This is a genomic window from Geodermatophilus sp. SYSU D00965 (genome assembly GCF_054050075.1).
Genome location: NZ_JBJGYQ010000004.1, coordinates 16,028 through 40,910 on the forward strand (window position 1 = coordinate 16,028; position 24,883 = coordinate 40,910).

The 24,883-nt window shown below is 76.0% G+C and carries 24 protein-coding genes; 5 read left to right on the plus strand and 19 right to left on the minus strand.

Annotated features, from left to right (window positions below; all coding sequences use genetic code 11):
* Positions 1 to 30: 30 nt before the first annotated feature.
* The 3 genes from ACI789_RS04610 to ACI789_RS04620 form a co-directional block, all read right to left on the minus strand.
* Entirely contained in the window at positions 31 to 1,236 is a 1,206-nt protein-coding gene (locus ACI789_RS04610; RefSeq protein ID WP_457006940.1) for an amidohydrolase family protein, read from the minus strand.
* Between the two features lie 37 nt (positions 1,237 to 1,273).
* The gene (locus tag ACI789_RS04615) at positions 1,274 to 2,191 is read right to left on the minus strand and encodes a DMT family transporter (protein WP_457006941.1); all 918 of its coding nucleotides are present in this window, start codon (positions 2,189 to 2,191) and stop codon (positions 1,274 to 1,276) included.
* Positions 2,192 to 2,287: 96 nt separating this feature from the next.
* Positions 2,288 to 3,034 carry an SDR family oxidoreductase gene (locus tag ACI789_RS04620; RefSeq protein WP_457006942.1) on the minus strand — a complete coding sequence of 249 codons (747 nt, stop codon included), beginning with the start codon at positions 3,032 to 3,034 and terminating at the stop codon, positions 2,288 to 2,290.
* An 83-nt stretch (positions 3,035 to 3,117) separates the two neighbouring features.
* Here ACI789_RS04620 and ACI789_RS04625 point away from each other — a divergent pair, with 83 nt between their 5' ends.
* Entirely contained in the window at positions 3,118 to 4,755 is a 1,638-nt protein-coding gene (locus tag ACI789_RS04625) for a helix-turn-helix domain-containing protein (protein ID WP_457006943.1), read from the plus strand.
* Positions 4,756 to 4,779: 24 nt separating this feature from the next.
* Here the strand turns inward: ACI789_RS04625 and ACI789_RS04630 are convergent, their stop codons facing one another.
* The 3 genes from ACI789_RS04630 to ACI789_RS04640 form a co-directional block, all read right to left on the minus strand.
* Positions 4,780 to 5,538 carry an SDR family NAD(P)-dependent oxidoreductase gene (locus ACI789_RS04630; protein ID WP_457006944.1) on the minus strand — a complete coding sequence of 253 codons (759 nt, stop codon included), beginning with the start codon at positions 5,536 to 5,538 and terminating at the stop codon, positions 4,780 to 4,782.
* Between the two features lie 79 nt (positions 5,539 to 5,617).
* On the minus strand, positions 5,618 to 6,355 hold the full coding sequence (locus ACI789_RS04635) for a DUF5995 family protein (protein ID WP_457006945.1): 738 nt from the start codon (positions 6,353 to 6,355) through the stop codon (positions 5,618 to 5,620).
* Positions 6,356 to 6,374: 19 nt separating this feature from the next.
* Complete coding sequence (locus ACI789_RS04640; protein ID WP_457006946.1) at positions 6,375 to 8,231, minus strand: PucR family transcriptional regulator; 1,857 nt, start codon at positions 8,229 to 8,231, stop codon at positions 6,375 to 6,377.
* A 598-nt stretch (positions 8,232 to 8,829) separates the two neighbouring features.
* On the opposite strand from ACI789_RS04640, the gene ACI789_RS04645 reads away from it, so the two are divergent.
* On the plus strand, positions 8,830 to 9,606 hold the full coding sequence (locus ACI789_RS04645) for a DUF2877 domain-containing protein (RefSeq protein ID WP_457006947.1): 777 nt from the start codon (positions 8,830 to 8,832) through the stop codon (positions 9,604 to 9,606).
* A gap of 49 nt (positions 9,607 to 9,655) precedes the next feature.
* Here ACI789_RS04645 and hisG read toward each other — a convergent pair whose 3' ends face one another.
* From hisG to ACI789_RS04685, 8 genes are all read right to left on the minus strand, one after another.
* On the minus strand, positions 9,656 to 10,522 hold the full coding sequence (hisG, locus tag ACI789_RS04650; RefSeq protein ID WP_457006948.1) for an ATP phosphoribosyltransferase: 867 nt from the start codon (positions 10,520 to 10,522) through the stop codon (positions 9,656 to 9,658).
* A 55-nt stretch (positions 10,523 to 10,577) separates the two neighbouring features.
* Positions 10,578 to 10,841, minus strand: a complete 264-nt coding sequence (locus ACI789_RS04655; RefSeq protein ID WP_456919355.1) for a phosphoribosyl-ATP diphosphatase — start codon at positions 10,839 to 10,841, stop codon at positions 10,578 to 10,580.
* On the minus strand, positions 10,838 to 11,365 hold the full coding sequence (gene ribH, locus ACI789_RS04660; protein WP_456919354.1) for a 6,7-dimethyl-8-ribityllumazine synthase: 528 nt from the start codon (positions 11,363 to 11,365) through the stop codon (positions 10,838 to 10,840). The genes ACI789_RS04655 and ribH overlap by 4 nt, the downstream gene beginning before the upstream one ends.
* Before the next feature lie 76 nt (positions 11,366 to 11,441).
* On the minus strand, positions 11,442 to 12,752 hold the full coding sequence (locus ACI789_RS04665) for a bifunctional 3,4-dihydroxy-2-butanone-4-phosphate synthase/GTP cyclohydrolase II (protein WP_457006949.1): 1,311 nt from the start codon (positions 12,750 to 12,752) through the stop codon (positions 11,442 to 11,444).
* Positions 12,749 to 13,357, minus strand: coding sequence for a riboflavin synthase (locus ACI789_RS04670; protein WP_457006950.1), 609 nt, complete (start codon positions 13,355 to 13,357; stop codon positions 12,749 to 12,751). The genes ACI789_RS04665 and ACI789_RS04670 overlap by 4 nt, the downstream gene beginning before the upstream one ends.
* 2 nt (positions 13,358 to 13,359) lie before the next feature.
* Positions 13,360 to 14,448, minus strand: coding sequence for a bifunctional diaminohydroxyphosphoribosylaminopyrimidine deaminase/5-amino-6-(5-phosphoribosylamino)uracil reductase RibD (ribD, locus tag ACI789_RS04675; protein ID WP_457006951.1), 1,089 nt, complete (start codon positions 14,446 to 14,448; stop codon positions 13,360 to 13,362).
* Positions 14,445 to 15,116, minus strand: coding sequence for a ribulose-phosphate 3-epimerase (rpe, locus tag ACI789_RS04680; RefSeq protein ID WP_457006952.1), 672 nt, complete (start codon positions 15,114 to 15,116; stop codon positions 14,445 to 14,447). Before rpe ends, ribD begins: the two co-directional genes overlap by 4 nt.
* Positions 15,117 to 15,165: 49 nt before the next feature.
* Positions 15,166 to 15,870, minus strand: coding sequence for a DUF1775 domain-containing protein (locus tag ACI789_RS04685; protein ID WP_457006953.1), 705 nt, complete (start codon positions 15,868 to 15,870; stop codon positions 15,166 to 15,168).
* A 114-nt stretch (positions 15,871 to 15,984) separates the two neighbouring features.
* On the opposite strand from ACI789_RS04685, the gene ACI789_RS04690 reads away from it, so the two are divergent.
* Both ACI789_RS04690 and ACI789_RS04695 read left to right on the plus strand, forming a co-directional pair.
* Entirely contained in the window at positions 15,985 to 17,370 is a 1,386-nt protein-coding gene (locus ACI789_RS04690) for a sensor histidine kinase (protein WP_457006954.1), read from the plus strand.
* Positions 17,367 to 18,002 carry a response regulator gene (locus tag ACI789_RS04695; RefSeq protein ID WP_457006955.1) on the plus strand — a complete coding sequence of 212 codons (636 nt, stop codon included), beginning with the start codon at positions 17,367 to 17,369 and terminating at the stop codon, positions 18,000 to 18,002. Before ACI789_RS04690 ends, ACI789_RS04695 begins: the two co-directional genes overlap by 4 nt.
* 13 nt (positions 18,003 to 18,015) lie before the next feature.
* Here ACI789_RS04695 and ACI789_RS04700 read toward each other — a convergent pair whose 3' ends face one another.
* Genes ACI789_RS04700 through def form a run of 3 tightly spaced genes read right to left on the minus strand, consistent with a single transcriptional unit; the run spans position 18,016 to position 20,878 of the window.
* Positions 18,016 to 19,425, minus strand: a complete 1,410-nt coding sequence (locus ACI789_RS04700) for an RsmB/NOP family class I SAM-dependent RNA methyltransferase (RefSeq protein WP_456919346.1) — start codon at positions 19,423 to 19,425, stop codon at positions 18,016 to 18,018.
* Positions 19,422 to 20,396 (minus strand): methionyl-tRNA formyltransferase, encoded by a 975-nt coding sequence (gene fmt / locus ACI789_RS04705; protein WP_457006956.1) that lies wholly within the window; start codon positions 20,394 to 20,396, stop codon positions 19,422 to 19,424. Before fmt ends, ACI789_RS04700 begins: the two co-directional genes overlap by 4 nt.
* Positions 20,345 to 20,878: a peptide deformylase gene (gene def, locus ACI789_RS04710; protein ID WP_457006957.1), complete on the minus strand. Its 534-nt coding sequence runs from the start codon at positions 20,876 to 20,878 to the stop codon at positions 20,345 to 20,347. Before def ends, fmt begins: the two co-directional genes overlap by 52 nt.
* A 222-nt stretch (positions 20,879 to 21,100) precedes the next feature.
* On the opposite strand from def, the gene ACI789_RS04715 reads away from it, so the two are divergent.
* A complete protein-coding gene (locus ACI789_RS04715; RefSeq protein ID WP_457007132.1) occupies positions 21,101 to 22,693 on the plus strand; it encodes a flavin monoamine oxidase family protein in 1,593 nt (530 codons plus the stop codon).
* Between the two features lie 45 nt (positions 22,694 to 22,738).
* Here the strand turns inward: ACI789_RS04715 and ACI789_RS04720 are convergent, their stop codons facing one another.
* Together ACI789_RS04720 and ACI789_RS04725 are read right to left on the minus strand one after the other, a co-directional pair.
* Positions 22,739 to 24,151, minus strand: a complete 1,413-nt coding sequence (locus ACI789_RS04720) for a hypothetical protein (RefSeq protein WP_457006958.1) — start codon at positions 24,149 to 24,151, stop codon at positions 22,739 to 22,741.
* A 30-nt stretch (positions 24,152 to 24,181) separates the two neighbouring features.
* Positions 24,182 to 24,862 carry a DUF6875 domain-containing protein gene (locus ACI789_RS04725; protein ID WP_456919342.1) on the minus strand — a complete coding sequence of 227 codons (681 nt, stop codon included), beginning with the start codon at positions 24,860 to 24,862 and terminating at the stop codon, positions 24,182 to 24,184.
* Positions 24,863 to 24,883: the final 21 nt, after the last annotated feature.

The window sequence follows — 24,883 nt, forward strand, 5'->3', positions numbered from 1 at the left end:
CAGGGGCGGTCGGCGGCGACCTCGCCCGCGTCAGCCGCCGGCCAGCACGGCCCCGGCCCGCACGACGGCCCGCGGCGGGGCGTGCCGGGCGAGCAGGTCGACGGTCCGGGTGGCCTCGTGGACGAGCAGGTCGGCGGGCCCGCCCACCCGGAGTCCGGCGCCGGGCAGCCCCAGCACCCGGGCGGCCGACGTCGTCACCAGGTCGACGAGCACCTCGAGCTGGGGAGCCGACCGCATGTCGAGCAGGTGGGCGGCGAGGAAGGCGACCTCGAGCAGGTTGTGCCGGCCGAACGGGTAGTAGGCGTCCTCGATGTCGTCCTGGCCCAGCGCCACGGGGACGCCGGCCGCGAGCGCCCGCTCCACCGGCAGGGCCACCGACCCGGTGTGCGGATCGCTCACCAGGCCCAGTCCGGCCCGGCGGGCCCGGGCGAGCACGGCGGCCAGCCGGTCCTCGGCGTAGTGCCCCAGCGCCCGCGCGTGACAGGCGACGCCGCGCCCGGCCAGGCCGTACCGCAGCATCGTCTCGGCCAGCATCGCCGTGGTCGCGAACCGCGGGTCCGGCGCGTCGTCGGTCAGCATCGCCACCCGGCGTCCCTGACGGGCGGCCAGTCCGCAGGCCCACTCCACGTGCGCCTGCTGGTCGGCCTCGGTCGCCTCGATCCACGGGATGCCGCCGACGACGTCGGCGCCCAGCGCCAGGGCCTGCTCCACCAGCGCGGCCGCCCCCGGGTCGCGCAGCACGCCGTCCTGGGGGAAGGCCACCACCGAGACGTCCACCCGGCCGCGGAACTCCTCGCGCGCGGCCAGCACCGCCTGCACCCCGGCCAGCCCCGCGGCGGTGTCGACGTCGGCGAACGCCTGCACGTGCAGGACGCCGTGGGCCAGCCCGTCCGCGAGCGCCTGCCGCACCGCCGGCAGCAGCCCCTCGACCGTGTAGTGCCGCTTGACCGCGCTGGCCAGGTCGATCGCGGCCGCCGAGGAGGCCATGCCGTCGTCGGTGTAGGCCCGCAGCGCCGCGTCCCCGACCAGCGGCAGGGTGTGCACCTTGTCCAGGTGCAGGTGCGCGTCGACGAACGGCTCGGTGACCAGGCCGCCGTCGGCGGGCACGACCTGCGCGCCCTGCGGCACGGGCAGCTCGCCGGCCGGCGGCAGCGCGGTCACCCGCCCGTCGGTGCAGTGGACGTCGACCACGTCGCCGCCGCGCAGCCGGGCCTCGGGAACGACCAGCGGGGTCATGACCGGCAGCCTGGCAGCCGGGCCCCCCGGGCGGAGGTCACGACGGGGTGCCGGCCTCCTGCGGGACGGGGACCGGCCGGCGGACCCGGGCGCGACGGCGGGACAGCGCGACCCCGGCCAGGCAGACCGCGCCGCCGACGACGGCCAACGCGGGCGGCACCTCGTCGAGCAGCAGCCAGCCCAGCGCGATCACCAGGGGCGGCACCAGGTAGGTGGTGACCCCGAGCGTGCCGGCGTCCATCCGGGCCAGGGCGTACGCCCACGTGCTGAACGCCAGGGCCGTGGGCACCACGCCCAGGTAGACCATCCCGGCGACCGACCCGGCCGGTGCGGCGGCCAGTTCGCCGGCCAGCGACCCGGCCCACGGCAGGCAGCACAGCGCGCCGATGGCGCAGGCGGTGAGCGTGACCTGCAGCGGCGGCAGCCGGCGCAGCACCGGCTTCTGCGCCACCACGCCGACCGCGTAGGTCAGCGCGGCCACCAGGCAGAACACCACGCCCACCACGTCGGCGTCGGCGCCGCGGGTGGCCAGCCCGATGAGCAGCACGCCGGCGAAGGCGACGGCGATGCCGGCCAGCAGCGGGCGCGGGAAGCCCTCCCCCAGCAGCACGCCGGCGAGGACGGCGATGAGGATCGGGCCGATGTTGACCAGCATCGCCGTCGTCCCGGCGTCCAGGTGCTGCTCGGCGGCGTTGAGCGCCAGGTTGTAGACGCCGAACCAGCCGACCCCGCACACCACCAGCAGCCCCCACTCCCGCCCGGTGGGCCGCACCCAGCCGCGGCCGGAGACCGCCCAGAGGAGCGTGAGCACCGCCGTCCCGACCGCGAGCCGGCCCAGCGCGAGGGCACCCGGGGAGAGGTCGGCGCCCACCCCGCGGATCCCGACGAACGCCGACGCCCAGGCCAGCAGGGTGACCGCGACGGCGGCGAGGACGGGTGCGCGGGAACTCTCCACGTCCGGCGACCCTAGGGCCGGGTACCGACGTCGCTCCGGCGGCTTCCGGACGTCGTCCTCCCCATTGCGGATTCCGGCCGGATCGCCGCGCTCCCCTCAGGACTGCAGGTGCTCCCCGTAGGTGCGCCGGCCGCGGTCGCCGCGGGTGGGCAACGCCGCGCCGTCCCGGAAGGCGCTGGACAGCCGCCCGGGGACCGGCGTGGCCACCACGTGGGCGCCGGGCTCGCGGGCGGCCGCCCAGGCCCGCGCCATCTCCGCGGCGGTCAGCTCCTCCGGGCCGCCGTACTCGACGACGTCCCCGGCCGGCGCCCCGGCGGCGACCGCCGCGGTGTACTCGGCGGCCTCGCCGACGTCGACCGGCTGGGCCCGCCAGCCCATGGGGACCGGCAGCACCGGCCCGCGCCGGGCGGTGGCCAGCAGCTCGTCGACGAAGGTGTGGAACTGGGTGATCCGCAGCAGCGTCACCGGGAGCCCGGAGGCCAGCAGCACCTGCTCGGCGGCGAACTTGGCGTGGTAGTAGCCGTACGGGACGCGGTCGACGCCGACGATGGAGACGTACACCAGGTGGCGCAGCCGCTCCCGGTCGACGGCCTGGACCAGGCGGCGGGTGCCGGCGACGTCGGTCTGCCAGAAGTCCCCCCGCGCGTCGCTGGCTGCGTGCACCACGACCTCCGCGCCGGCCAGCGCCGCCGGCAGGTCGCGGCCGGTGGCCAGGTCACCGCGCACCCCGCCGGGCCCGGTGCCGCGGCGCGACATCTGCCGCACCCGGTGCCCGGCACCCTGCATCCGCTCGACGACCCGCCGGCCGAGCTGGCCGGTTCCTCCCGTCACGAGAACGTCCATGCCTGCAGTCTGGCCGGACCGGTTCGTCCCGCGCACGCGGCGCGCCTGCCCCGTCCGTATCTCACATGCGAGATACTGCTGCCATGACCGCTCTCGACCCGGCTCCCCCCGACACCGCGAGCACCCCGGAGTCCCCCGCGCGCGAGTCCAGCGCCGACACCCCCGCGCGCGAGTCCAGCGCCGACATCCCCGCGCACGAGTCCAGCGCCATGCAGCGCATCGGGCTCCTCGTCCGCGACGCCCGCCGCCACCACGGTCTCACCCAGCAGCAGCTCGCCGAGCGCCTGGGCACCAGCCAGAGCGCGATCGCCCGCATCGAGCAGGGCGGCCAGAACCTCACCCTCGACCTCCTGGGTCGGCTGTCCGGCGCCCTGGACCGCGAGCTGTTCAGCGTCGGGCCGGCCGGCCCCACGCACCTGCGGGTCACCGGCGGCGCCCCCCTGCGCGGACGCGTGGCGGTGAAGTCCTCCAAGAACGCCGCGGTGGCCCTGCTGTGCGCCGCGCTGCTCAACCGGGGCCGGACGACGCTGCGCAACGTCGCCCGCATCGTCGAGGTCGAGCGCATCCTCGACGTGCTGCGCTCCATCGGCGTCTCGGCCACCTGGGACGGCGCCGGCCGCGACCTGACCCTGCAGGTCCCCGACGAGCTGGACCTGGCCGGCATCGACGCCGACGCCGCCCGCCGCACCCGCAGCATCATCATGTTCCTGGGCCCGCTGCTGCACCGCGCCCCGCGCTTCGACCTGCCCTACGCCGGCGGCTGCGACCTCGGGACCCGCACCGTCCAGCCGCACATGATCGCGCTGCGCCCGTTCGGCCTGGAGGTGGAGGCCCGCGCCGGCGAGTACCACGCGACGGTCACCCGTCCGGCCACCGCGGACCGGACCATCGTGCTCACCGAGCGCGGCGACACCGTCACCGAGAACGCGCTGCTGGCCGCCGCCCGCACCGACGGCACGACGACCATCCGCAACGCCAGCTCCAACTACATGGTCCAGGACCTCTGCCTGTACCTGGAGCTGCTCGGCGTCGGCATCGAGGGCCTGGGCAGCACCACCCTCGTCGTCCGCGGGAAGCCCGTGCTCGACGCCGACGTCGACTACACGATCAGCGAGGACCCCGTCGAGGCGATGAGCCTGCTCACCGCCGGTATCGTCACCTGCTCGCAGCTCACCGTCGAGCGCGCCCCGATCGAGTTCCTGGAGATCGAGCTCGCCGTCCTCGCCGAGATGGGCCTGCGCTACTCCCTGTCCCCGGAGTACCTCGCCGACAACGGGCACACCCGGCTGGCCGACGTCACCATCGAGCCCTCGGAGCTAAACGCCCCGATCGACAAGATCCACCCGATGCCGTTCCCGGGGCTCAACATCGACAACTTGCCCTTCTTCGCCGTCATCGCCGCGGCGGCGAGCGGGTCGACGCTGATCCACGACTGGGTCTACGACAACCGCGCGATCCACCTGTCGGACCTGACCCGGCTCGGCGCCGACGTCCGCCTGCTCGACCCGCACCGGGTGCTGGTCAGCGGCCCGACCCGGTGGTCGAGCGCCGAGGTGGTCTGCCCGCCCGCGCTGCGGCCGGCGGTCTGCATCCTCCTGGCGATGCTCGCGGCCAAGGGGACGTCGGTGCTGCGCAACGTCGACATCATCGCCCGCGGCTACGAGCAGCTCTACGAGCGGCTGGTGGAGATGGGCGCCCGCATCGAGGTCTTCCGCGACTGAGGAAGGACCCCGTGCGGACGCCCCCTAGCGTTCCTGGTCGGTGGGGCGGACCAGCACCTCGTTGACGGCGACGTGCGGCGGCTGGGTGACGACGTAGACGATCGCCCGGGCGACGTCGTCGGCCTGCAGGGTGCGCATGCTCGCGGCCATCTGCCGGGAGGCCTCGCGCGCCTCGGGCTGGGTGATGTGGCTGGACAGCTCGGTGGCCACCGCGCCCGGCTCGACCAGCGAGATCCGCACGCCGCGGGCGGTGACCTCCTGGCGCAGCGACTCGCTGAACGCGTTCACCGCCCACTTGCTGGCGTTGTAGACCCCGGCTCCCTTGCGGGCGCTCCGGCCCGCGACGCTGGAGATGTTCACGACGTCGCCGGAGCCCTGCTCGAGCATCCCGTCGATCGCCGCGTGGGTCATGTAGAGGACGCCCATCACGTTGGTCTGCACCATCCGGCGCCAGTCCTCCGGGTCCGCGCCGACGATCGTGCCGAGCAGCATCACGCCGGCGTTGTTCACCAGGACGTCGAGCCCGCCGAGTTCCTCCCGGGTCCGGCGGACGGCGTCGGCGCAGGAGGCCTCGTCGGTGACGTCGAGGTCGAGCGGGAGCACCCGGGTGCCGGCGTCGCGCAGCTTGCCCGCCAGCGCGTCGAGCCGGTCGCGGCGCCGCGCGCCGATCGCCACCGCGGCGCCGGCCTCGGCCAGGGCGACGGCGGTGGCCTCCCCGATGCCGGACGACGCGCCGGTGACCAGCGCGACCCTGCCCTCGAGCGGACGGGTGACCTCGGTCATGCGTGCTCTCCCTCCCGGGCCGCGCCGCGCGGACCCGCGCCCCAGCCTCGCCGATCCGGCCCGGCCCGGCGCGCGGGGGTCAGGTGAGGCGGACGCCGAACCCGCGGACCGCCAGCCGCAGCAGCACCGGCCCGGGCCGCAGCAGGTCGCTGACGCGCGCCGCGGCCGCCTGCTCCAGCGCGCCCACCAGGCGGGTGTAGTCGTCCGGCCCCCGGCGCCGGGCCCGGTCCAGGCGGACGGCGTTGGCCCACACCTTGCGCCGCGACTCGCGCAGGAACACCTGGCTGGCGGTGCGGTTGGCCGGGGAGAGCACCCGGTCGAGGCGGGTGCGGCGGCCGCCGGCCCGGTGCAGCTCGGCGTCCTCCGCGGCCACCCGGGCGGACAGCACCCGGTCGATCCGCTCGTGGTCGCGGCGCCGCCGGGCGAGCACCGCGGGGTCGTCGAAGTGGGCCACCGGGATGACCCGGACCAGCGACTGCGGCAGGTCGAAGTTGATGTGCGCGTTCATGCCCAGCAGCACGTGCGCCTCCGGCGGCAGCGCCGGCCGGGCCCCGAGGGCCAGCCGCCACGGCCGGGGCGGTGCGGCCGGGTCGCGACGGTGGGCGGCGAGCGCGTCGAGGTAGAGACCGGCGAAGTCGACGTCCCACTCCTCGACCCAGGACGGGTCCTCGAACTCGCCGCCGCGGATGGCCGCGGCGACCGCCTGCGTCGTCCGCAGGTAGACGCCGTGGAAGAAGCGGGCCGGGTCGCCGTCGGCCTCCAGGGGCGCCTGGAGGTCGGCCATGTGCCCGATCAGCGCCGCGACGCCCGTGTCCACGCCGCTGACCATGGCGGGCTCAGATGAGTGCGTCCAGACCCTCGTCCGGCGGGAGGGTCAGCGCGGCGTCCACCGGCGGCCGGTGCGGCTGGTCCAGGCCCCGCATGCGGGCCGCGTGCAGGGCCAGCAGCAGGTTCAGCCGCAGCGTCGGGTCGGTGGTGAAGGGGCCGAGCAGCCGCTCCAGCTTCCCGATCCGATACCGCATGGTGTTGTAGTGGAAGTGCAGCCGCCGGGCCGACTCCGCCACGTTGAGGTTGGTCTCCAGCAGCACCCGCAGCGTCTCGCGCAGGTCGGCCGAGTCCGGGTCGGCGGCGTCGGCCAGGGACCCCAGCACCTCGTCGACGTAGTTGCGCAGCTCGGTGCTGTCCGGGATGAGCGACAGCAGCCGGAAGACGCCCAGCTGGTCGAAGTGGGTCACCGCCTGCGCCCCGTGGATCTCCTGCCCCACGCTCAGCGCCCGCGACGCCTGCTGGTGCGCCTCCCCCAGCGCCGACAGCGAGCCCGCCGTCCGGCCGATGCCGGTGCCCAGCACCCGGCCGACGCGGCGCACCCGGGCGTTGACCCGCGAGGTCACCGCCGACACCAGTGCGGTGATCTCCTCCGGCGTGCGCCCGTCCAGCGGGAGCACGGTGACGATCTCGGTGGACAGCCCGGCGACCGCCGCGCCGGACACCTCCGACTCCAGCGCCGAGCGCCAGCCGTCGGCCAGCCGGTCGAGGACGTCGAGGGCGCGGGTCGGGTCGGCCTGCGGGTCGGCGGCGGTCTCGGTCGCGGTCACCAGGACGACGACCGGCCCGTCCAGCCGCCACCCGAAGGACCGGGTCTGCGCCAGCGCCCGCTCGGTGTGCCGCAGCGACCCGGCGACCAGCCGGCGGACCAGGTCGCCCTGGAAGCGCAGCTCGACGGAGTGCACGGCCTGCTGCCGGATGACCGACAGGGCCGAGACCACCGCCGCGCGCTCCAGCACGCCGCCGGCGCCGACCATCATCGGCCCGGACCGGTGGACGGCGACCAGCCAGCCGTGCCGCTGGTCGCCGGCCATGATCGGCGCGACCGCGTACTCCCCCACCCCGCCGGGCAGCTCGTGGTGCCCGGGCACCAGCAGGATGCCGTCGGCCGGGGAGAGGTCGGCGTCGGCGAGCACGTCGGCCGGGGTCACCACCGTCTGGTCGGCGCGCAGCCCCGACAGCCGGCGCGAGGGCGCCATGAGCGCCAGCTCGTCCTCGGCCTCGGCGTCCAGCAGCCACAGCCAGTCGCTGATCTCGGCGACGTCCTCGGCCGGGCCGGCGGTGGTGACGATCTCGCGGTCGGGCCCCAGGCCCAGGACGGCGGCGCCGTCGAGCGCGTGCGCGAGCTGCTCGGTCACCTCGGCCAGCCCGCCGCCGCTGAGCGCGACGTCGATGAACTGGTCGTGCATGCGGTAGGAGAGCGCCAGCGCCTCGCTCTGCTTGCCGACGACCGCGCCGAGCACCTCGGAGACCAGCTCCTCGGTGCGGGCCCCGGCGGCCAGCGCGAGCACCGGGAAAGACCGCCGGTCGGCCTCGACGAGCACCTCGTCGGGCACCGGTGGGGGGCCCTCGCCGCGGCGGAAGGCCAGGGCCGTGGTGCCCATGGAGTCCAGCCGCTCGACGAGCGCGCGGTAGTTGGCCGCGTCGGCCGGCGGCAGCCGCGCCCCGAGGACGACGAGGACGTCGGGGCCGGCCACGGCCAGCGGGTCGGCCGGGTCGTCGACGACCATGTGGCGGAGCACCCGGTCCAGCCCGCGGGCGCCGGCGACGACCTCGGTGCCCTCGAGCGCGGGCAGCTGCAGCGCCTCCTCGAGGGTCAGGCCCATGCGCTCGAGCCAGCTGGGCCGCTCCGGTCGGTTCTCGGTCACCGGCGCCTCCGTTGCCGACAGGGGGCGACGAATCGGAGTCGCACCATCACTCATCGTTCGGGCGGGCGGCGTGGCCTCACTGTGGGTCACGGCATCCACTGTCCCAGTCGCCCTTCCCTCTGGCCATACCACGGCATCCTGTCAGGAGTGCCCGGACCAAGGACCCCATTCTTGGCGACTTCCGCCATACAGGGGCATGCGACGCGCCGCTTAGGTTCGACTCCCGGATCCATTTCCGCCCGCTGGATGGTAGGCCGACCACCGCACCGCGGTGCCGCCGAGTCCCTCCGGTGGAGGGAGCGGCGCCGGGCGGGGGGTCTCGAGCCACGGTTCCTCCCGTAGCTCCCACGGTGAAGAGGCCGCCATGCGCACCATCGACGAGACCGCCGGCCCGGGCGACACGCGCCCCGGAGCCCCGACCTCCCCGCGCGGCCGCGCCGCTCGGGCCGGAGTGCCGACCATCCCCCTCCCCCGGGAGTCGGCCCAGGCAACCGCCCGCACCGCCCGTCCCGCGCGCGCAGCCACGGCGGTCCCCGCGTCCGCCAGCACCGGTGTCGCCGACCTGCTCCGCGGTCCGGTGCGCCCGGCGCGGGTGCTGATGAGCGTTCCCGCCGCGGTGTACCTGTACGTCCCCACCGATCGCGGCGGCGACGTCGTCGGCGTCCTCACCAGTGACGCGGCCCGGTTGCCCCTGGGCTGCGTGCTCTTCCGCCCGAGCAACGGCCGGCCCCTCGTGGCCCTGCCCAGTGACGCACCGGCCGAGGTCGGGGGCGGCCGGATCGTCGTCGGCGACCTCGCGGTCAGCGCGGCCGCGTGGTGGGACCCGCGCCCCCGGCTGCCCAGCACCCGCCCCGCCCTGCTGCCCGAGGGCGTCCGCCAGCTCCGCAACGCGCTCTACGGCGAGGGCGTCCCGCACAGCGCGTTCACCCTGCCCGGCCTGCCGGCCGGTCCGGGCGGCCCGCTGGCCGCGCTGCGCGGCGCCGTCCGCCGGGCCGACCTGGACGCGGCCCTGCGCACCGCCGCCCGGCTGGTCGGCCTGGGCCCGGGGCTGACCCCGGCCGGGGACGACGTCATGGCCGGGACCATGGCCGGGCTGGTGCTGCTCGGCCACCCCGCGGCCGAGCGGTTCGCCGCGGGCGTCTACGCCCTCGCCGCGGGGCGCACCACCGAGCTCTCGCGGGCGCTGCTGCGGCACGCCGCCGCGGGCCGGGTCAGCGGCGAGTACGCCGCCGTCCTGCACGGCCTGGTCGGCGAGCGGCCGCTGGGCCCGGCGATCGCCGGGCTGCTGGCCACCGGGTCCACCAGCGGCCGGGCCATGGCGCTCGGCCTGTGCACCGCGATCGACCTGGTCGACCGCACGACCCGCCACCGCTAAGCCGACGCGACGAGGCCCTCCCCGGCGGACCGGGGAGGGCCTCGTCGCGTCAGATGCGGCAGGCGTGGATGCTGGTGACGAGGATCGCCCGGGCGCCGAGCTCCCACAGCTCGTCCATCACGCGGTTGGTCTCGGTCTGCGCCACCATCGCCCGCACCGCCGACCAGCCCTCGGTCTGCAGCGGGCTGACCGTCGGGCCCTCGAGGCCGGGGGTCAGCGCGGTCGCCTTCTCCAGCAGCTCGTTGGGGCAGTCGTAGTCGAGCATCACGTACTGCCGGGCCACCAGCACACCGCGCAGCCGGCGGCGCAGCTGGGCCACCGCCGGGATCTCCTCCGCACCCGCCCGCCGGACCAGGATCGCCTCGCTGGTCAGCACCGGCTCGCCGATGATGTGCAGCCCCGCGGCGCGCAGCGTCGTCCCGGTCTCCACGACGTCGCAGACGGCGTCGGCCACGCCCAGCCGGCAGGCGGTCTCCACCGCGCCGTCGAGCTTCACCACGCCCGCGCGGATGCCCTGGTCGTCCAGGTACCGCTGCAGCAGGACCGGGTACGCGGTGGCGATGCGCTTGCCCGCCAGCTGCTCGACGCTGCCGATGCCGGACTCGACCGGGGTGGCGAACCGGAAGGACGAGCGGCCGAAGCCCAGCGGCATGACCTCGACGGCGGCGGCACCCTCCCCGTCGGCGGGGGCGGTCTCCAGCAGCATGTCGCGGCCGGTGATACCGACGTCGAGCGTGCCGGCGGCCACGTAGACGGCGATGTCACGGGGCCGCAGGTAGAAGAACTCGGTGTCGCTGTCGGGGTCGTAGACGGCGAGGTCCTTGGTGCTCCGCCGCTGCCGGTACCCGCTCTCGGCGAGCATGGCGGCCGCGGGCTCACTCAGGACGCCCTTGTTCGGCACGGCGATGCGCAGCACGGGGGGTCTCCTCGGGAGGTCGGTGGGGTCGAGCGTGGATCGGAGGTGGGCCGCTTCAGAGGTGGGCGTAGACGTCGTCCAGCGTCAGACCGCGGGCCAGCATGAGGACCTGCACCCGGTAGAGCAGCTGGCTGATCTCCTCCGCCGTCCGGACCTCGCCCTCGTGCTCGGCGGCCATCCAGGACTCCGCGGCCTCCTCGACGACCTTCTTGCCGGCCGCGTGCACCCCGTCGCGGACCGCCGTGACCGTGCCGGAGGCGGGGTCACCGGCGGCCACCTTGGCGGCGAGCTCGGCGAACAGCGAGTCGAAGGTCTTCACGCGCGACTCCCGTCGGCGGCCGGGGTGACGGTGAAGCCGGTGGGCCGCGAGGGCCCGCGCAGCGAGCGGAGGGTGAGCGCGGTGGCCAGCGCGGCGACCGTCGCCTCGAAGCCCTTGTCCTCGGCGGAGCCGGGCAGTCCGGCGCGGTCGCGCGCCTGCTGCTCGGTGTCGCAGGTGAGGACGCCGTTGCCGACCGGCGTGCCGGCGTCGAGGGCCACCCGGGTGAGGCCGGCGGTGACCGCGTCGCACACGTACTCGAAGTGCGGCGTCCCGCCACGGATGACCACGCCCAGCGCGACGACGGCGTCGTGCCGCTCGGTCAGCGCCTGGGCGACCACCGGCAACTCCACCGCACCGGGCACCCGGACGACGGTCGGCTCGGGGATGCCGCAGGCGGCGGCCGCGGCGACCGCGCGGTCCAGGAGCGCGCCGGTGATCTCGGCGTGCCAGGTGGTCGCGACGATGCCGAGGGTCAGGCCCGCGGCCTCGACCGGCTGCGCCTCGGGGGCGCCCTTCCCGCTCACGCGGCCTCCTCGCCGGCGCTCGTCGGACGCGTTCGCGGGCCCACTGCCATGCCCATCGGTGAACTCGCGCGCTCGTTCACAGCTTCTGCTCCTGCTGGCGGAGGGGCACGTCGGTGCCCGGGACGGTGGGGACGTCGGCCGGACCGGACTCGGTCTCGGGCTCGATGATGTCGAGGAGGTGGCCCATCCGGTCGCGCTTGGTCTTGAGGTAGGCCAGGTTCTCCGCGGTGACGTGGCTGGGCAGCGGCACCCGGCCGGTGATCTTCAGCCCGTAGCCCTCCAGCCCGGCCCGCTTGGCCGGGTTGTTGGTGAGCAGCCGCATGGTGTGCACGCCCAGGTCGACCAGGATCTGCGCCCCGGTGCCGTAGTCGCGGGCGTCGGCGGGCAGCCCCAGGTCGAGGTTGGCGTCGACGGTGTCCACCCCGGCGTCCTGCAGCTGGTAGGCCTGCAGCTTGTGCAGCAGGCCGATGCCCCGGCCCTCGTGCCCGCGGATGTAGAGGACGACGCCGCGGCCCTCCTGGGCGACCGCGGCCAGGGCCGCCTGCAGCTGCGGCCCGCAGTCGCAGCGCAGCGAGCCGAACACGTCGCCGGTCAGGCACTCGGAGTGGACGCGGACCAGCACGTCCTCCCCCTCGGCGAGGTCGCCGTAGACGAAGGCGACGTGCTCGCGCTCGTCGTAGGAGGAGCGGTAGCCCACCGCGGTGAACAGGCCCGGGGCCAGCGGCACGGCGGCCTCGGCGACCCGCTCCACGAGCTTGTCGAACCGCTTGCGGTAGGCGATCAGGTCCGCGATCGACACCAGCGGCAGGTCGTGCTCGTCGGCGAAGATCCGCAGCTCCTCCCCGCGGGCCATGCCGGTGGGGTCCTTCTCGCTGACCAGCTCGCAGAGCGTCCCGGAGGGGCGCAGCCCGGCCAGCACCGCCAGGTCCACGGCCGCCTCGGTGTGCCCGGGCCGGCGCAGCACCCCGCCGTCCCGGGCCCGCAGCGGCACGATGTGCCCGGGCCGGGCGAGGTCGGTGGGGTCGGTGTCCGCGTCGGCCAGCAGCCGGATGGTGTGCGCCCGGTCCGACGCGGAGATGCCGGTGGTGATGCCCTCGCGGGCGTCGACGGTCACCGTGTAGGCGGTGCCCCGGCGGTCCTGGTTGACCCGGAACATCGGCGGCAGGTCCAGCCGGTCGGCGTCGGCCTCGGTGACGGCCACGCAGATGTAGCCGGAGGTGTAGCGGACCATGAACGCCACCAGTTCCGGCGTGGCCAGCTCCGAGGCGAAGATCAGGTCGCCCTCGTTCTCCCGGTCCTCGTCGTCGATCACCACCACCGGGCGGCCGTCCTTGATGGCGGCGATGGCGGCCTCGATGGTGTCCAGGCGTGTGCTGGGCTCGCTCACCGGCGTGCTCCCAACAGACGTTCCACGTACTTGGCGACCACGTCGACCTCCAGGTTGACCGGACTCCCCGGAGGCACCGCGCCGAGCGTGGTCTCGCGCAGGGTGGTGGGGATGAGGCTGATCTCGAACCACGGCTCGGGGTCGTCGACGGCGCTGACCGCGCTCACCGTGAGGGAGACGCCGTCGACGGCGACCGAGCCCTTCTCGACCACGTAGCGGGCCAGCTCGCCGGGCAGCGCGACCCGGACGACCTCCCAGTGCTCGCTGGGGGTCCGGGCGAGCACGGTGCCCACACCGTCCACGTGGCCCTGCACCAGGTGGCCGCCGAGCCGGGTCTGCGGGGTCACGGCGCGCTCGAGGTTCACCGGGTCACCGGCGCCCAGCGCGCCGAGGCTGCTGCGGCGGAGGGTCTCGGCCATGACGTCGGTGGCCCACACGTCGCCGTCCACGCCGGTGACGGTGAGGCAGACGCCGTTGACCGCGATCGAGTCACCCAGCGCCACCCCCTCCAGCGCCCGGCGCGCACGGATCTGCAGCCGGGCGGCGTCCTCCTGGTCCTCGCGGACGAGCAGGGTGCCGATCTCCTCGACGATCCCGGTGAACACGATCAACTCCCTCCGGTCGCGCCCGGGCTGTCCGCGGACCGACGTGCACCAGTGTGCCGGTTCGGTCGCAGCCGGATGCCGACGTCCCCGCCCAGGAGGGTGACGTCGACGACCGACAGGGTCAGCGCCTCCCCGATCGAGGTGATTCCCAGGTCGCCGACGAGGGACGCACCGGCCCCGAGCAGCTTGGGCGCCAGGTGGACGACGGCCTCGTCGACCAGGCCCTCGCGCAGGAACGCCGAGGCCAGCGTGGGGCCGCCCTCGAGCAGCACCCGGCGCACGTCGCGGTCGAACAGCTCGGCCAGCAGGTCGCGCGGCCCGGCCGCGGCGCTGACCAGCGTCGGGGCGGCGCCGTCGAGGACGCGGGCGGTGCGCGGCAGCCGGCCGCGGCGGTCGAGGACCACCCGCAGCGGCTGCCGGCCGGCGGCCGGGTGGCCGGGTGGCAACTCGGCGTCGCGGACGGTCAGCTGCGGGTCGTCGGCCAGCGCGGTGCCCGAGCCGACGACGACGGCGTCGCAGGTGGCGCGCAGCCGGTGGACGGCGGCTCGCGCCTCCGGTCCGGTGACCCAGCGGCTGCTGCCGTCGGCGGCGGCCACCCGGCCGTCGAGCGTGCCGGCGGCCTTCCACACGACGTACGGCCGGCGCTCCCGGACGCCGGTGAGCCACGCGGCCAGCGCGCCCTCCTCCGCCGCGGCCTGCTCGACCCCGAGCTCGACGGCGACCCCGGCGTCGCGCAGCTGCTGCGCCCCGCCGCCGGCCAGCTCGGTCGGCTCGGGGACGGCGACGACGACCCGCGCGATCCCCGCGGCGAGCAGGGCGTCGGCGCAGGGGCCGGTGCGGCCGGTGTGCGCGCAGGGCTCGAGGGTGACCACGGCGGTGCCCCCGCGGGCCCGCTCCCCGGCCGCGGCCAGGGCCTGCACCTCGGCGTGCGGGCCGCCGGGCGGGGCGGTGGCGCCCTCCCCCACCGGCGTCCCGTCGGCGGCCAGGACGACGGCGCCGACGGGCGGGTTGGGGCTGGTCGTGCCGAGGACCGCGGCGCCGAGCTCGCGGGCACGGGCCATGGCGCTGCGCTCGGCCGGGGTGGCCGTCACCCCGTCATCGCCGCGGCGGCCTGCGCGCGCAGACCGGCGATGGCGCGCGCGGGGTCCTCGGCGCCGTAGACCGCCGACCCGGCGACGAACACGTCGGCACCGGCCGCGGCGGCCTGCTCGATGGTGTCGGCGTTGATCCCGCCGTCCACCTCGACGAGCAGCGTCAGGTGCCCGGTGTCGACCAGCTCGCGGGCGCGGCGCACCTTGGGCAGCACCTCGGCCAGGAACTCCTGGCCGCCGAAGCCGGGCTCGACGGTCATGACCAGCAGGGTGTCGAAGTCCGGGAGCACGTCGAGGTACTCCTCGAGCGGGGTGCCCGGCTTGAGCGCCAGCCCGGCCAGCGCCCCGGCGGCGCGCAGGTCGCGGGCGACCGCACGCGGGTCGGTGCACGCCTCGGCGTGGACGGTGACGTTGCGCGCGCCCGCTTCGGCGTAGCCCGGGGCCCACCGCTCCGGGTGCTCGATCATCAGGTGGCAGTCGAGCGGCACCGGGCTGACCGCCTGGAGCGCCTGGAGGACCGGCAGGCCGAAGGTCAGGTTGGGCACGAAGTGCGCGTCCATGACGTCGAAGTGCAGCCAGTCGGCGTCGGCCACCCGGTGCGCCTCCTCGCCGAGGCGGGCGAAGTCCGCCGACAGCAGGCTGGGCGCGATCATCGGGGTGCGGGACACGTCTGCGGAGTCTAAGCGGCGGCGGGGCGGCCTCCGGCCCCGGCGCAGGTCAGGGCCGGGCGCGGGACCGCCGCACCCACAGGCCCCCGGCGACGCCGGCGACCAGCAGCACGCCCAGGGCGACCAGCCAGCCGGCGCCGACGCCGCCGTCGTCCTCCTCCTCGACCGCCGGTGTGGTGGCGGTGGCGGCCGTCTCCTCCGCCGACGTCTCCGGCGCCGCGGAGGTGGTGGCCCCGGCCGCGGGTGGGGACGCCGGGGCCGGGGCGCCCGGCGCGACGGTCAGGACGGGGGCCGGCTGCTCGGGCTCGGGCGCACCCGGCGCGGCCTGCTCGATCCACGCGTCCTCGGTGCCGTCGGCGTAGCTCTGGATCGTGGGGAAGACCAGCTCGGTGACCCCGGCGGGCAGCTGCGCCACGGTGACCGCGAACTGGGCGTCCTCCCCGGAGGGCAGCGGCGGCCCGCCCACCTCGAAACCGTCCGCGGTCGCGGTGAGCGCCCAGCCGGCCGGCCCGGAGGCGAGCGAGACGGTGGCCGGGTCGATGCCGGCGGGCAGCTGCGTGCGCAGGCCGGCGACGCCGGACGGGTTCTCGGCCGCGCCGGAGAAGGTCACCGTCACCGGCCCGGTGCCGGCGGTGGCGCCCGGCGCGCTCACCTCGACGTGCGCGGCCGCCGTCCCGGTGCCGACGGCGAGCAGGACGGCGGTCAGGACACCGGTGGCCAGGGGGCGGCGCACGGCCGCGCTGCGGGTCGTCACGGGGCTGTAGTCGTCCCCCGGGGCCCGCTGGTTCCCGGCGGACGGCCCCGCCCCGGCTCAGGAAGCGGAACGCGGGAGTCCCACGATGTCGGCGGGCGGACCTAGCCTGACCCCGTGGGACGCACTCCCTCGAGCCGGTACTCCGGCACCGGCCACGGCCGGATCTCCGTGGCGGCCTCCGTCACGCGCTTCACCGTCGCCGGTGTGGTGGCGACGCTCGCGCTGTCCCTGCTGATCGCCTCCCTGTCCCGGCGGGCCGGCGTCGAGGAGGGGATCCGGTCGGCCGAGCGGGTGGCCCGGGTCGTCGGCCACGGCGTGGTCGCGCCGCTGCTGACCCCGGAGCTGCGCAGCGGGGACGCGCAGGCCGCCGCTCGGCTGGGCACGGCCGTCGCCGCGGTCGCCGCGTCGGGCCCGGTGAGCCGGATCGAGGTCATCGACGGCCGCGGCCGGGTGCTGTGGTCCGACGAGCCGCGGGTGGTGGGCGTGGTCGCGCCGCTCGACGGGCTGGAGCGCGCCGCGCTGGAGGACGGCACGGTCGGTTCGCACGTCACCGACCTGACCGCGCCGCAGAACCGCTTCGAGTCGCCCGACCGGGCCCTCCTCGAGGTGCACGTGGGGGTGCGCGACGCGGCGGGGCGGCGGCTGCTGGTCAAGGTCTACCAGGGCTACGACGTCGTGCAGGACTCCGCGCGGGCGGCCTACATGCGGTTCGCCCCCGCCGCCCTCGGCGCACTGCTGCTGCTGCAGGCGGTGCAGATACCGATCGCCTGGCACCTCGCCCGTCGGCTGCGCCGCCACCAGGAGGCCGAGACCCGGCTGCTGCAGTCGGTCGTCGACGCCTCCGAGGACGAGCGCCGGCGGATCGCGGCCGAGGTGCACGACGGCGTCGTGCAGGACCTCACCGGGCTCACCTACGACCTCGACGTCGCCCGGCTGCACGCCGCCGGCGCCGAGCCCGAGCTGATCGCCCGCACCGCCGAGCGGGTGCGGCAGAGCGTGACCGAGCTGCGCTCGCTACTGGTCGACCTCAACCCGCCGCGGCTGCCGGAGGCGGGCCTGGCGCCCGCGCTGGCCGTCCTGGCGGAGGGTCTGGAACGGGAGGGCCTCACCGTGCACCTGGACGCCGCGGCCGCCGACGACCTGCCGGAACCGGTCGCCTCGCTCCTCTACCGCGCCGCCCTCGAGGCGCTGCGGAACGTGCGGTCGCACAGCGAGGCCGGCCGGGTCGCCGTCGTCGTCAGCCGGACGCCGACCGAGGCCGTGCTCAGCGTCGACGACGACGGCCGCGGGATGGACCGGGTCGGCCTGGCCGCCAGCAGCGTCCGCGGCCACCTCGGCCTGCGCACCCTGGAGGACCGCCTGCAGGCCGCGGGCGGCGCGCTGACCATCGCCAGTGCGCCGGGGCAGGGCACCCGGGTCCTGGCCCAGGTCCCGCTCGACGGAGCCGCGGTGCTCCCCCGGGGCGCGGAGGCACCCTCCTCCGTCGGGGTCGCCCGGTGATCCGGGTGCTGGTGGTCGACGACCACACCGTGGTCCGCCGGGGGCTGACCCACCTGCTGGGCACCGCTGCCGACATGGAGTGCGTCGGGGAGGCGGCCGACGGCGACCAGGCGCTGGTCATGATCGCCGAGCACCGGCCCGACGTCGTCCTGCTGGACCTGTCGATGCCCGGTGCGGACGGCGTCGCGGTGATCCGCCGGCTGCGGTCCCTCGGGGACCTGACGCGGGTGCTCGTGCTCACCTCGTTCAGCGACGCCGGGCTGGTCCTCGACGCCGTCTCGGCCGGCGCCGACGGCTACCTGCTCAAGCAGGCGCGGGCCGAGCAGATCCTCGACGGCATCCGCACCGTCGCGACCGGGGGCGCGCCGGTCGACCCGGCCGTGGCCCGCTCGCTGCTGCGCGACGTCCGGGACCGCGGCGCGGGGCCGGCGGTGCCGCTCACCGACCGGGAGACCGAGGTGCTGGAGCTGATCCGGCTGGGCTACCCGAACCGGCTGATCGCCCGCCGGCTGGCCATCAGCGAGCGCACCGTCAAGGTGCACGTCACGCACATCTTCCAGCGGATCGGCGTGGCCGACCGCACGCAGGCCGCGCTGTGGGCCGAGCGCAACCTGCGGCCCACGCGGGGCTGACCGGAGGCGGCCGTCAGCGGGTGCGGCGCAGCAGCGCCATGAACATCGCGTCGGTGCCGTGCCGGTGCGGCCACAGCTGCCCGTACCGGCCGCGGGCGACCCCGGGGACGTCGGGCAGCAGCGGGGCCACCGGCAGCACCTCGACGTCGTCGCGGGCGGCCGCGGCGTCGGCGACCGCCACGGTCTCGGCCGCGTGCGGGGAGCAGGTCACGTAGGCCACCACGCCCCCAGGCCGCACCGACTCCAGCGCGGCGGCCAGCAGCGCCGTCTGCAGCTCGACCAGCGGGGGGACGTCCGCGGGCGTCCGCCGCCAGCGGACCTCGGGACGGCGGCGCAGCGCGCCCAGCCCGGTGCACGGGGCGTCGAGCAGCACCCGGTCGAAGGCGGCGGCCGGCCACGGCGGACGGCGGCCGTCGGCGACGAGCACCTCGACGTCGTCCTCGGCGGCCAGCGCCTGCCGCACCAGCTCGGCGCGGTGCGGCGAGCGGTCGGCGGCGGTCAGCCGCACGCCCTCGGGACGCACCGCGGCGAGCAGGGACGCCTTCCCGCCGGGGCCGGCGCACACGTCCAGCCAGGCCGCGTCGGGGCCCTCCAGCGGCGCGCGGGCCAGCAGCAGCGCGGCCAGCTGGCTGCCCTCGTCCTGGACGCCGGCGGTCCCGGCGCGGACCGAGGGCACCCGCCCGGGGTCGCCGCCGCCCAGCCGGACGGCGTAGGGCGACCACGGCCCCGGCGTGCCGCCGGACTCCTCGACCAGCCGGTCGCGAGCCACCCGGCGGGCCACCAGGTGCACCTCGGGCGCCGCGTCGTCGGCGAGCAGCGCCGGCTCGAGCTCGGCGGCGTCGGAGGAGTCGTCTCCCCCGAGGGCCTCCCGCCAGGCCTGCACGATCCAGCCGGGGTGGTCGGTGGCCAGGGCCAGCCGATGCTCCTCGTCGCCGCCGAGCCGCTCGAGCCAGGCCGCGCGGTCGCCGCCGGCGGCCACCTTGCGCAGCACCGCGTTCACCAGCCCGGAGGCCCCGGCGCCGACGACGGCCCGCGTCAGGTCGACGGTGGTGGCGACCGCCGCGTGCGCGGGCACCCGCAGGTCGAGCAGCTGGTGGGCGCCCAGGCGCAGCAGGTCGAGCACCCGCGGGTCGAGGTCGGCCAGCGGCCGGTCGACCAGCCCGGCCAGCACCGCGTCGAGGGTGCCCCGGGCGCGCAGGGTGCCGTAGGTCAGCTGGGTGGCGAAGCCGGCGTCGCGCGGGTCGAGCTCGCGCTCGCGCAGCAGCTGGGGCAGCAGCAGGTTGGCGTAGGCCTCGCGGGAGGACACCGCGTCCAGGACGTCGTAGGCGGTCAGCCGCGCCCCGTCGAGCTGCGGCCGGGGCGCCCGCCGTCCGTCGCGCCGTCCCGGCCGCGGCCGGCCCGGCCGGCGTGGGGGCCGCGTCATCCGACCCGCTCGCCGGGGGCCGGGCGGGCGCCCCGGGCCCAGTCGGCGGCCGGCAGCACGCGCTTGCCGGCCGGCTGCACGTCGCCCAGGCGCACCGCGCCGCGGCCGGTGCCGACCAGCACGCCGGTGGACCCCACCGACAGCTCCCCGGGCGCGAGGCCCAGCGACGACGGCAGCGGCTCGACCGGGCCCAGCCGCAGGCGGTCGCCGCGCCAGGTGGTCCAGGCGCCGGGCGCCGGCGTCACCCCGCGGACCCGGCGGTCGACGACGTGCGCCGGCAGCGCCCAGTCGACGCGGGCGTCAGCCGGCTCGATGCGCGGCGCCAGGCTGACCCCCTCGGCCGGCTGCGGCTCGGGCGCGAGCGTGCCGGCCTCGATGCCGTCGAGCGTGGCCAGCAGCAGGCGGGCGCCGCTGACGGCCAGCCGGCCCAGCAGGTCGCCGGCGGTGTCCCGCGGCGCGATCGGCTCGGTGACCACGCCGTAGACCGGCCCGGTGTCGAGGCCGGCCTCCAGGCGGAAGGTCGACGCTCCGGTGACCTCGTCGCCGGCCATGACCGCGTGCTGCACCGGCGCCGCGCCGCGCCAGGCGGGCAGCAGCGAGAAGTGCAGGTTGACCCAGCCGTGGCGCGGCAGGTCCAGCGCCGCCTGCGGCACCAGGGCGCCGTAGGCGACGACCGGCGCGCAGTCGACGGCGAGGTCGGCGAGCTGCTGGAGGAACTCGGGCTCGCGGGGCGAGCGGGGCTGCAGCACCGGCACGCCGGCGGCGTCGGCCCGCTCGGCGACCGGGGAGCGGCTCACCGTGCGGCCACGCCCGGAGCGGGCGTCGGGCCGGGTGAGGACGGCGGCGACCTCGTGCGCGGAGTCGAGCAACAGGTCCAGGGCGGGGACGGCGACGTCCGGCGTCCCGGCGAAGAGGAGCCTCAGTGGGGGCTCACCTCCACGTGCGGCACCCAGGCCTCCATGCCCGTCCACTCGGCCGCGGCGATCTCGGCCAGCGCGGCCGCGCGGGCGGCGTCGGCCAGCCGGTCGACGAAGAGCACGCCGTCGAGGTGGTCGACCTCGTGCTGTACCGCGCGGGCCAGCAGGTGCGAGCCCTCGACCCGGATCGGCTCGCCGTGCAGGTCGAACCCGGTCGCGGCGACGTACAGGTGCCGGCGGCAGTCGTAGGCGAACCCCGGGATCGACAGGCACCCCTCGGGGCCCTCCTGGGTCTCCTCCCCCACCGGGGTCACGACCGGGTTGACCAGGTGGCCGAGCTCGCCGTCGACGAGCCAGGTGAACACCCGCAGGCCGACGCCGATCTGCGGAGCGGCCAGCCCCGCGCCACCGGCGGCGAGCATCGTGTCGGTCAGGTCGGCGACCAGGCCGCGCAGCTCCTTGTCGAAGTCGACGACGGGCGCGGCCGGCGTGCGCAGGACGGGGTCGCCGTAGAGCCGGATGGGGGTGACGCTCACCGGTCGATCCTAGGTGGCGCCCGAGCCGCACTCGACGCGCCGGACCGGGTTCGGGACCGAGCGGGTCCGGAAGTACTCGTCCCGGGCGGCCCTGGTGCGTAGCCTCGGAGCGCCCTCCATCACGCCGAACGAGCGAGAAGCACGGTCTGCCCACCTGACGTCGACGCGCCGCTGTCCAGCGGTCACCGCGCGTCCGCTCCGAGGGGGAACTCTGTGACCTCGATGATGTCCAGGCGCAGCTTCCTGCGCTCCGTGGGTGTGGCCGGCGGAGCCGGTGTCCTGTTCGAGACCATGGGTGTCCTCGGGCTGGCGCCCACCCCCGCCGCGGCGGACGCGGACTTCCAGGCACCTCGGCGGTCCGACTTCACGCTCACCGGCCGCTCCAGCAAGAAGGTCCTCGTCCTGGGGGCCGGGATCGCCGGGTTGACGACCGCCTACGAGCTGGGCAAGGCGGGTTACGACTGCGTGGTGCTGGAGGCCAAGGACCGGCCGGGGGGCCGGAGCTGGACCGTGCGGAACGGGAGCACGGAACGTGACCTCGACGGGCACACGCAGACGGCGTCCTTCGCCGACGGCCAGTACCTGAACGCGGGGGCGGCTCGCATCGCCCAGTGGATGGTCACCCTCGACTACTGCCGCGAGCTCGGCGTGGCGATCGAGCCGTTCGCGAACCAGAACGCCGACGCCTTCATCTACCACCAGGGTTCCGCGGCGCAGGCCGGCACGCCCATCCGCTTCCGGACGGCCCGGGCCGACGTGTACGGCTACGTCTCGGAGCTGCTGGCCAAGGCCACGGACCAGGGTGCGCTGGACGCCGAGTTGAGCGCCGCGGACAAGGACCGCCTCCTGGACTTCCTGCGGGGCTTCGGTGCCATCGGCGGCAGGACGGACGGGTGGGCGTACACCGGGACCGACCGGCGGGGGTACGTGGTGGATCCGGGCGCCGGGAACCAGGCCGGGGTGGTCGCCGGCCCGCCGCCCTCCCTGGCCGACGTGCTCGCCAGCGGGTTCGGCCGCGAGTTCTTCTTCGAGCTCGAGTACGGCCAGGCGATGATGATGTTCCAGCCGGTCGGCGGCATGGACCGCATCGTCGACGCGCTGCAGCGGGCCGTGGGAGCCGACCGGCTGCGGTACCGGTGCGAGGTCGTAGGGGTGACCGATCTGCCCGACGGCGTGGAGGTCGTCTACCGCGACGCCGCCGGCCGACAGCAGGTCGAGCGTGCCGACTTCTGCGTGGCGACGCTGCCGCCGCACCTCATGGCCCGCATCCCGACCAACCTCGCCCCCTCGGTGCAGGCCGCGCTCACCCGGCCGCGGCCGCTGCCGGTCGGGAAGCTGGGCCTCGAGTACGGCCGCCGGTGGTGGGAGGAGGACGCGCGGATCTTCGGTGGCATCACCCGGACCGACATGGACCTCCGGGAGATCTGGCTCCCCTCCCACGGCTACCTGGGCGAAGGGGGCGTGCTCCTCGGCTACTACAACAGGGGCGAGGACGCCGTCAGCTACGGCCGTCTCGATCCCGCCACCCGCGCCCGACGGGCCGTCGCCCTGGGCGCGGAGATCTTCGGCGCGAGCTACCGTGACGAGCTCTCCTCGTCGTTCTCGGTGGCCTGGCACCGTGTCCCGTACATCGAGGGGGGCTGGATGTCGTGGCCGCCGGACAGCCGCCAGGACTACGACCTGCTCCTCGAGCCGGCCGGGAACGTCTACTTCGCCGGCGACTGGCTGACCCACCTCATCTCCTGGCAGGCCGGCGCGTTCCTCTCGGCACGGGCGGTGGTCACGCACCTCCACCAGCGGGTGATGTCGCGCTGAGCGGTGCAGGTCACCCTGCCCACCTCTCGGTCCCGCACACCCGAGCTACGCCGGGGCGAGCACGGCGGTGCTCTGGTAGGCCCCCCGGCTGGCACTGATGACCACGTCCCCGTCGGGGACACCCGGGCCCATGTGGCGCACGGCGACGCTCGCGGCCGCGCCGTCGATCATGTACGGGCTGAGCACGAACGGCACCTGCACCTCGACCTGGCGCCCGGAGTCCTGGTCGCGGAACGGGATCGCGACGCGGTCCGACCGGACGCGGCGTTGCAGGACCAGCGGCGACTCGGCGGCGGAGGAGAGGAGATCCGACCACTCCTGGTCCGACAGCCGGTCCCCGAACACCACGGCGCGCCCGGAGTTGCCGACGGCGGGTTTGGCGACGAGGAGGTCCCGCTCGCCGGTCGTCCTGCGCAGCAGCTCCTCCTCCGCGGCCGGATCGCCGTCCAGGCCCAGGCACGCCGTCCACGGGACGTGGGTGCGGACCAGGGCCTGGTCCGCCGCGGAGAGCAGCCCGGCGTCGCAGTCCTCGTGCAGCCAGGCCAGGACCGCCTTCGAGGAGAGGATGGCCGTCTCGGTGCGCGGGAACAGCTGCACGGTCCCGGCCCGGTCGGCGGCGCGCAGGGCGTCGAACCCGCCGCGGTCGTTCACGATGCGGTTGCCGCCCCACTCGAGCAACACCAGGTCGATCGGCACGTCGGTGGCGAGCAGCCGGCCGGCGGCATCGACGCGCAGCTCGGCGAGGTCGGCCTCGACGACGTCGACACCCAGCCGCCTGAGATCGGCCAGGAGGGGCTTCGACGCCGTCGCGAAGCGCTGGCAGGTGCGGGGGTTGTCCATCCCCCAGTACAGCGGCAGGAGCAACCGGCCCCCGTGGCCGTTGCCGTTGCCGTTACCGGCGGTCCCGGCGCGCAGCGTCCGGGCCAGCGCCGCGGCGCGCGCGGTCACGCTGGAAGGCGGCGGGTGCAGACCGCTCTGCGGGCACAACGCGGCGTAGGCCTCCGCGAGCTCGGGCGTCACCACGGTGCCGCCGAGCCGGGTGCTGTTGTTGGTCTCCAGGAGGCGGGGGCGGCCGTGCTCGAGCAGCAGGTCGGGACGGGCGTACCGGATGAGCTCGGCGGCCCGCAGCGGGCGGTCGGGGTCCATCAGCGGGAGGGCGTGGGGGAAGCGGAGGACCCGGTACAGCTCGCCCAGGGTCGAGGCGCGGCGGCGGCAGGCGTCCACGGCCAGGCGCAGCAGCCGGGCGGCGAGGAACTCCAGACCGCGGTAGGCGGACTCGTCGATGACGACCGGCCGGAGCGGTTCCCAGCGCCGGCTGTCCGCCTTCTGCCGCGGGTTGGTGCCCCACCCGGATCCGGTCGACGCCGCGCGGCGGGTGACGAACTCGTCGCGGAGCTGCGCGGGCAGCTCCTCCCAGACGTCGCTCACGAGCAGGTCGGTGCGTTCGTCGACGTGCATGGTCTGCCTTCTCCCGTGTCGAGGACAACGTCAGGGGTGCCGTTCGCCGCCGTGGACCGGCGGAGTCGACCCGGTCGGGACCCGGTGCCGATCGCAGGCCTCGCGGTACAGCGCGAGCAGGAGCGGATCGCGGATCCGGCCGCGCTCGAAGTGCGGACCGAAGCGCAGGTCGTACTGCTCGAACCACCGGCTGGACGGGTGGAGGAAGAGGATGTCGTGCGGCGCCATGTACCGCATCGCGAGCAGGGCCACCGGCGCGACGGAGACCCGGAACTCCGGGTTGCGGACCGCTCGCTCGTCGCAGCGCGGGTGGAACTGCCCCACCATCAGCCCCGACTGCACCGCGAAGTCCTTCAGGCGCGCGTAGTAGACCGCGTCCAGGCGGTCCCAACCCGCAGGGTCCATGCGCGGCAGGACGATCAACCTGCTGTCGAGCGACACCCCGGAGCTGTGCGGCGGTCGGCCGAGCTCCCCGAACCGGCGGATCTCGGCCGCCAGCTCGTCGTACAGCTCCGCCTCGTCCGACCCGTCGATGTCGTACCGCACGCAGATGTCCACGGCCCCCTCGACGAGGGCACGGGGGATGAACGGGCAGACCGGGCCGGTCCTGCCCACCCTGCGGTCCGGGGCGGAGACGTAGTCGCGCAGCCAGGCGTCCACCAGGTCGTGGTACTCGTCGGAGCGCTGCTCGTGGGTCATGGCGTCGGTCATGGCGTGGCCCTCCCTGGGACA